Source organism: uncultured Aquincola sp. (assembly GCF_964001545.1).
Lineage (GTDB): Bacteria > Pseudomonadota > Gammaproteobacteria > Burkholderiales > Burkholderiaceae_C > Aquincola.
On the sequence record NZ_CAXFDV010000320.1, the window covers coordinates 1 to 5444 of the forward strand.

7 protein-coding genes are annotated in these 5444 nt (G+C 67.4%); 1 reads left to right on the forward strand and 6 read right to left on the reverse strand.

Annotation, left to right across the window (positions count from 1 at the left end; genetic code table 11):
• The 6 genes from ABNT58_RS11230 to ABNT58_RS11255 form a co-directional block, all read right to left on the reverse strand.
• Positions 1–370: SDR family NAD(P)-dependent oxidoreductase (locus tag ABNT58_RS11230; protein WP_348753563.1), on the reverse strand; the 370-nt coding region annotated here is incomplete at its 3' end.
• Between the two features lie 13 nt (positions 371–383).
• Positions 384–1568, reverse strand: a complete 1185-nt coding sequence (locus ABNT58_RS11235; protein ID WP_348753564.1) for an acetyl-CoA C-acyltransferase — start codon at positions 1566–1568, stop codon at positions 384–386.
• Between the two features lie 12 nt (positions 1569–1580).
• Positions 1581–3338 carry a bifunctional isocitrate dehydrogenase kinase/phosphatase gene (gene aceK / locus ABNT58_RS11240; protein ID WP_348753565.1) on the reverse strand — a complete coding sequence of 586 codons (1758 nt, stop codon included), beginning with the start codon at positions 3336–3338 and terminating at the stop codon, positions 1581–1583.
• Positions 3339–3357: 19 nt separating this feature from the next.
• A complete protein-coding gene (gene can, locus ABNT58_RS11245; protein WP_348753566.1) occupies positions 3358–4026 on the reverse strand; it encodes a carbonate dehydratase in 669 nt (222 codons plus the stop codon).
• Positions 4027–4067: 41 nt separating this feature from the next.
• Positions 4068–4610 carry a GNAT family N-acetyltransferase gene (locus ABNT58_RS11250; RefSeq protein ID WP_348753567.1) on the reverse strand — a complete coding sequence of 181 codons (543 nt, stop codon included), beginning with the start codon at positions 4608–4610 and terminating at the stop codon, positions 4068–4070.
• Complete coding sequence (locus tag ABNT58_RS11255; RefSeq protein ID WP_348753568.1) at positions 4607–5083, reverse strand: MerR family DNA-binding transcriptional regulator; 477 nt, start codon at positions 5081–5083, stop codon at positions 4607–4609. The genes ABNT58_RS11250 and ABNT58_RS11255 overlap by 4 nt, the downstream gene beginning before the upstream one ends.
• A 57-nt stretch (positions 5084–5140) precedes the next feature.
• On the opposite strand from ABNT58_RS11255, the gene ABNT58_RS11260 reads away from it, so the two are divergent.
• The coding region (locus tag ABNT58_RS11260; RefSeq protein WP_348753569.1) for an MBL fold metallo-hydrolase at positions 5141–5444 on the forward strand (304 nt) is incomplete at its 3' end.

A 5444-nucleotide genomic window follows, 5' to 3' on the forward strand; every position in this document is an offset into this window, starting at 1 on the left:
CCACCTTGGCGCCGGGCGCCAACGCATCGGCCAGCTGCGGCAGCACCCGCATGGCGCCCAGTACGTTGGTGTGCATCACCGCGTCGAAGTCGGCTTCGGTGGGCGTTTGCAGCGCCTGGGTGCGCGGGCCGTACACGCCGGCCATCAGCCACACCTGGTCGAAGCCCGCGTTGTCGCAGCGCCAGGCGATGCCCGAGGCGCTGGCCGCATCGCTGACGTCCAGCGCAAAGGCCTCGGCGCCCATGGCCTGCAGCGCGGCCACGCCCTCGGCACCGCGCGCGGTGGCCGTGACCTGGGCGCGGTCGGCCAGGCATTGCCGCACCAGTTCTTGCCCCAGCCCGCGGCTGGCGCCGATCACCAGGACTTTCATCGTGCGGCCCCGGTCACAGCAGTTCCAGCGCCATGGCGGTGGCCTCGCCGCCACCGATGCACAGCGAAGCCACGCCGCGCTGGGCGTTGCGCTTTTTCATCGCGCCCAGCAGCGTGACGACGATGCGAGCGCCCGAGGCGCCGATGGGGTGGCCCAGCGCCACCGCGCCGCCATGCACGTTGACGATGTCGTGGGGCAGCTTGAACTCGGCCATGGCCGCCATGGTGACGGCGGCAAAGGCCTCGTTCACTTCCCACAGGTCGACCTGGCCAGGCTGCCAGCCGGCCTTCTTCAGCACCTTGTCGATGGCGCCGGCCGGCGCGGTGGCAAACCACTCGGGCGCCTGCGCGTGCACGCTGTGCGCCACGATGCGGGCAATGGGCCGGGCGCCGCGGCGCACCGCATCGCTCTCGCGCATCATCACCAGCGCGGCAGCGCCGTCGGAGATGCTGGACGAGGTGGCGGCGGTGATGGTGCCGTCCTTCTTGAACGCCGGCTTCAGGCCCGGGATCTTGTCCAGCTTGGCCTTGAAGGGCTGCTCGTCGCGGCTGATCTGCACGTCGCCGGCCTTGCCGGGCAAGGTGACGGGCGCCATTTCCCAATCGAAGCTGCCGTCTTCGTTGGCCTGCTTCGCGCGCTGGGTGGAGGTGATGGCGAACTGGTCCATCGCCTCGCGCGTGAACTGGTACTTGGCCGCGCACGACTCGGCGAACACGCCCATGGCCTTGCCGCGTTCATACGCGTCTTCCAGACCGTCCATGGCCATGTGGTCGTACACCGCCGAGGCGCCGTACTTGATGCCCTTGCGCGCGAACATCAGGTGCGGTGCGTTGGTCATGCTTTCCATGCCGCCGGCCACCACCACGCCGGCACTGCCGGCGGCCAGCATGTCGTGGCCGAACATCATGGCCCGCATGCCCGAGCCGCACATCTTGCTCAGCGTCACCGCGCCGGCCGAATCGGGCAGGCCGGCCTTGCGGGCGGCCTGGCGAGCGGGCGCCTGGCCCTGGCCGGCCATCAGGCAGTTGCCGAACAGCACTTCGTCCACCGCGTCGCCGGGCACGCCGGCACGCTCCACCGCGGCGCGGATGGCCACGGCGCCCAGCTCCCACGCGGGCAGCGCGGCAAAGTCGCCCAGCAGGCCGCCGATGGGCGTGCGGGCCGCGGACACGATGACGATGGATTCAGGTGCGCTCATGGTTTCGTCCTTTCAAACAGCGTGACGGAGGTGGAAGCGGCGCTCAGGCTCATAAGGGAACACGTCGTGCACATGGCCGGCGGCAATGCGCTCCTTGTGGCCCTGCCAGAACGCGGGGTCGAGCAGGTCGGCGTGGTGCGCCATGAACACCTTGCGCACCGCGGGGTTGCCCAGCAGGAAGGGCTCGAAGGTCTCGGGGAACACGTCGCGGGGGCCGACCGAATACCAGATCTCGCCCGACATCTCGTCTTCTTCGTTGCGCGGCGGCGGCACGCGGCGGAAGTTGCAGTCGGTCAGGTACTCGATCTCGTCGTAGTCGTAGAACACCACCTTGCCGTGGCGCGTGACGCCGAAGTTCTTCCACAGCATGTCGCCCGGGAAGATGTTGGCCGCCACCAGGTCCTTGATGGCGTTGCCGTACTCCAGCACCGCATGCTCGATCTGGCCGGGCGTGGCTTCCTGCAGAAAGATGTTGAGCGGAATCATGCGCCGCTCGATGTACACGTGGCGGATGACCAGCCAGTCGCCGTCTTCTTCGATCAGGCTGGGGCAGAAATGCTTCAGCTCGGCGATCAGCTCTTCTTCAAAGCGCGCGCGCGGAAAGGCCACGTTGCTGTACTCCAGCGTGTCGGCCATGCGGCCCACGCGGTCGTGGGTCTTCACCAGCTGGTACTTGCCCTGGATCTGCTCCCGCGTGGTTTCCTTCTGCGGCGGGTAGAAGTCCTTGATGCACTTGAACACGTAGGGGAACGAGGGCAGGTCGAACACCAGCATCACCATGCCCTTGATGCCGGGCGCGATGCGGAAGCGGTCGCTGCTGTGCCGCTGGTGATAGAGGAAGTCGCGGTAGAACAGGTTCTTACCGTGCTTTTGCAGACCCAGCGCGCTGTAGATCTCGGCCCGCGGCTTGCGCGGCATCAGCGAGCGCAGGAACTGCACGTAGGCGCTGGGTATCTCCATGTCCACCATGAAGTAGGCGCGCGCAAAGCTGAACAGCATCTGCAGGTCGTCTTCGCCGTGCAGTGCGGTGTCGATCACCAGCAGGCCGTCGTCGTTGTGCAGGATGGGCAGCGCAAAGCCCAGCTCGCGAAAGCCGTTGATCACCTTGCCCACCAGGTAGGCGCCCTTGTTGCGATAGAAGAGCGAGGCCAGCACCTGGATCTGGAAATTGGCGCGCAACCGGTTCATGCCCATCTCGGGCTCCAGCACTTCCAGCACGCGGGCGATGTCGCGCTCCAGGTCTTCGAACGGGCGCTGCAGCTGGAAGTTGTGCACCACGCGCACCATCGTTTCGTGCAGCGTGTCGCGCGTGGGGTAGTAGGCGCGGTAGGTGGGCGTGGCGGCCGGCTCATCGTTCTCGATGTACTCGGTGCTCAGCGCCGGGCGCACGAAGATGAAGTCGTTGAGGAAGTAGCTGTGGTGCAGCACCCGGGTGGTGACCGAGTTGAAGAAGGTCTCGGCCAGCTCGGGCTGGTGGTGGTCGGTCAACAGGCCGATGAAGTGCAGCTTGACCTGCTGCCACACGTCCATCGGCAGGTCGTTGGCATCGAACTCGTTGAGCAGCCGCTGCACCGCCTCGTCCACCCGCAGGTCGTAGAACTCGATCCGCTCTCGCTGGGCGCGCTGCTGGCCTTGCCAGTCGGCCTGCTCGAAGCGCTGCTTGGCCTCGGCGCTGGTCTGCCTGAACAGCGTGTAGTGGCGGTTGAAGCCATCGCGCAGGGCCTGGGCGATGTGGAAGGCACGGCCGTCGGTGAGCTGGTGCGGAAACATGGGCGGGCGAAGCAGAAGGTCAGGTGGCAGGGGTGTAGCGCTGCTGTACTGCTGCAAGGCTGGTTTCGTAAGCGGTGTTGACGTCGTCGGAGTTGCCGACCGTCATGCGCAGGTCTTGAAGCAGGCCGTTGTGCAGGCCGTAGAACCAGCCGTGGATCACCACGGTCTGGCCACGCTGCCAGGCGTCCTGCACCACGGTGGTCTCGCACACGTTGCGGGCCTGCTCGAGCACGTTGAGTTCGCACAGCGCGTCCACGCGGCGCGGCTCGGGCACGCTGTCGAGGAAGGCCTGGTGGCGGCTGCGCACGTCCTGCACATGGCGCAGCCAGTTGTCGACCAGGCCCACGCGCTGGTTGTACAGCGCCGCGCGCACACCACCGCAGTTGCTGTGGCCGACGATCATGATGTGCTGCACCTTGAGCTGGTCGACCGCGAACTGCACCACCGACAGGCAGTTGAGGTCGGAGTGCGCCACCACGTTGGCCACGTTGCGGTGCACGAACAGCTCACCGGGCGCCAGGCCCACCAGTTCGTTGGCGGGCACGCGGCTGTCGGCGCAGCCGATCCACAGGTATTGCGGCTCCTGCTGCTTGAGCAGACTGCTGAAGAAACCGGGCTGGTGCTGCTCGACCTTGGCCGCCCATCGTCGGTTCTTGTCGAGCAGGTCGTCGAGGGAGTCTTGGCTCATCGATCAGGCCTTGTTGGAAGTGGGATGGAAGGGTTCGGGCGTCAAGGCCGGTAGATGGCGAACTGCACGCGGTCGATCACGCGGCCGTCCTTGAAGGCGCTGCGCGGCATGTCGGCTTCCTTGATGTAGCCGCACTTGCGGGCCACCGCCTGCGAGCCGGTGTTCCACGCGAAGATGGGCGCAAACAGGCGCGTGACCTCGGGCAGCGCCTGCCAGGCCCAGTCGGTGATCAGGCCCAGCGCCTCGGTGGCGATGCCGTGCCGCCAGTGGGGCTGGCCGATCCAGTAGCCGACCTCGGCATTGCAGCGCAGCGGGCCCTGCTGCGGCGCCACGTTGGCGCAGCCGATCACCTCGCCGCGCACGGCGATGCCCCACACATGGCCGTAGTGCGATTCTCGGGCGCCGCCGTCGCACCAGGCGATGGCATCGGCCAGCGTGTAGGGGTGCGGAAAACCTTCGAACAGGTTGCGCCACACCTCCACGTCGTCGGCATTGCGTTGCAGGCTGGGTGCATCGGCGGGCGTGAGCTCGCGCAGGGTGCAGCGCTGGCCCACCAGCGTGGGCAGCGGCGTTCCGGGGGTCATGAAGCCTCCTTCTGGGTGCGGGTGCGGCGGGCCGCCACGGCGCGCTTCGGTGGCGCGGGCGGCTCGGCCCGTCGCGCATCGGCCAGCATGCGGCGGCAGCGTGCTTCATGCTGGCCGATCTCGGCCAGCGTGAGCTGCAGGTCCTTCAGCTTGCGCTCGAGCTGTTGCCGGTGCGATTGCAGCATGGCCAGAAACGCCTCCAGCTGCTGCGCGGTGTCGGACGGCGACTCGTACATGTCCACCAGTTGCTTGACCTCGGACAGGCTCAGGCCCAGGCGCTTGCCGCGCAAGGTGAGCTTGAGCCGCGTGCGGTCGCGGTGGTTGTACACGCGGTTCATGCCGCGACGCTCGGGCGCCAGCAGCCCCATGTCTTCATAGAAGCGGATGGCGCGCGGCGTGACCTCGAACTCCTGCGAAAGCTCGGTAATGCTGAAGGTCTTGCCTTCCTGGGCGGGGCGGGGCGCGGCGGGCATGTCTACACTGACGTTGACGTAAACGTAATGTACTGCGGCCGGGCCCGCACCATCACCATGGCAAACGCCGACGAAGAGCAGCTTGTCTATCCCCTGGGCGACACCTTGCCCGCTTCCGGCGGCACGCTGGAAGTGGCGCCGGGGGTGCACTGGCTGCGGATGCCGCTGCCGTTTGCGCTGGACCACATCAACCTGTGGCTGCTGCGCGACCGGCAGGACGGGCGCGAGGGCTGGACCATCGTCGACTGCGGCATCGACAGCCCCGGCACCCGTGCGGCGTGGGAGCAGGTGTTTGCCACCGCGCTGCAAGGCCTACCGGTGTTGCGGGTGATCGTCACGCACATGCACCCCGACCACATCG

Bases quoted from the DNA above. Each gene is read 5' to 3' on its own strand.
- ABNT58_RS11235 (WP_348753564.1), bottom strand. From the start codon at position 1,568: ATGAGCGCACCTGAATCCATCGTCATCGTGTCCGCGGCCCGCACGCCC.
- aceK (WP_348753565.1), bottom strand. From the start codon at position 3,338: ATGTTTCCGCACCAGCTCACCGACGGCCGTGCCTTCCACATCGCCCAG.
- can (WP_348753566.1), bottom strand. From the start codon at position 4,026: ATGAGCCAAGACTCCCTCGACGACCTGCTCGACAAGAACCGACGATGG.
- ABNT58_RS11250 (WP_348753567.1), bottom strand. From the start codon at position 4,610: ATGACCCCCGGAACGCCGCTGCCCACGCTGGTGGGCCAGCGCTGCACC.
- ABNT58_RS11255 (WP_348753568.1), bottom strand. From the start codon at position 5,083: ATGCCCGCCGCGCCCCGCCCCGCCCAGGAAGGCAAGACCTTCAGCATT.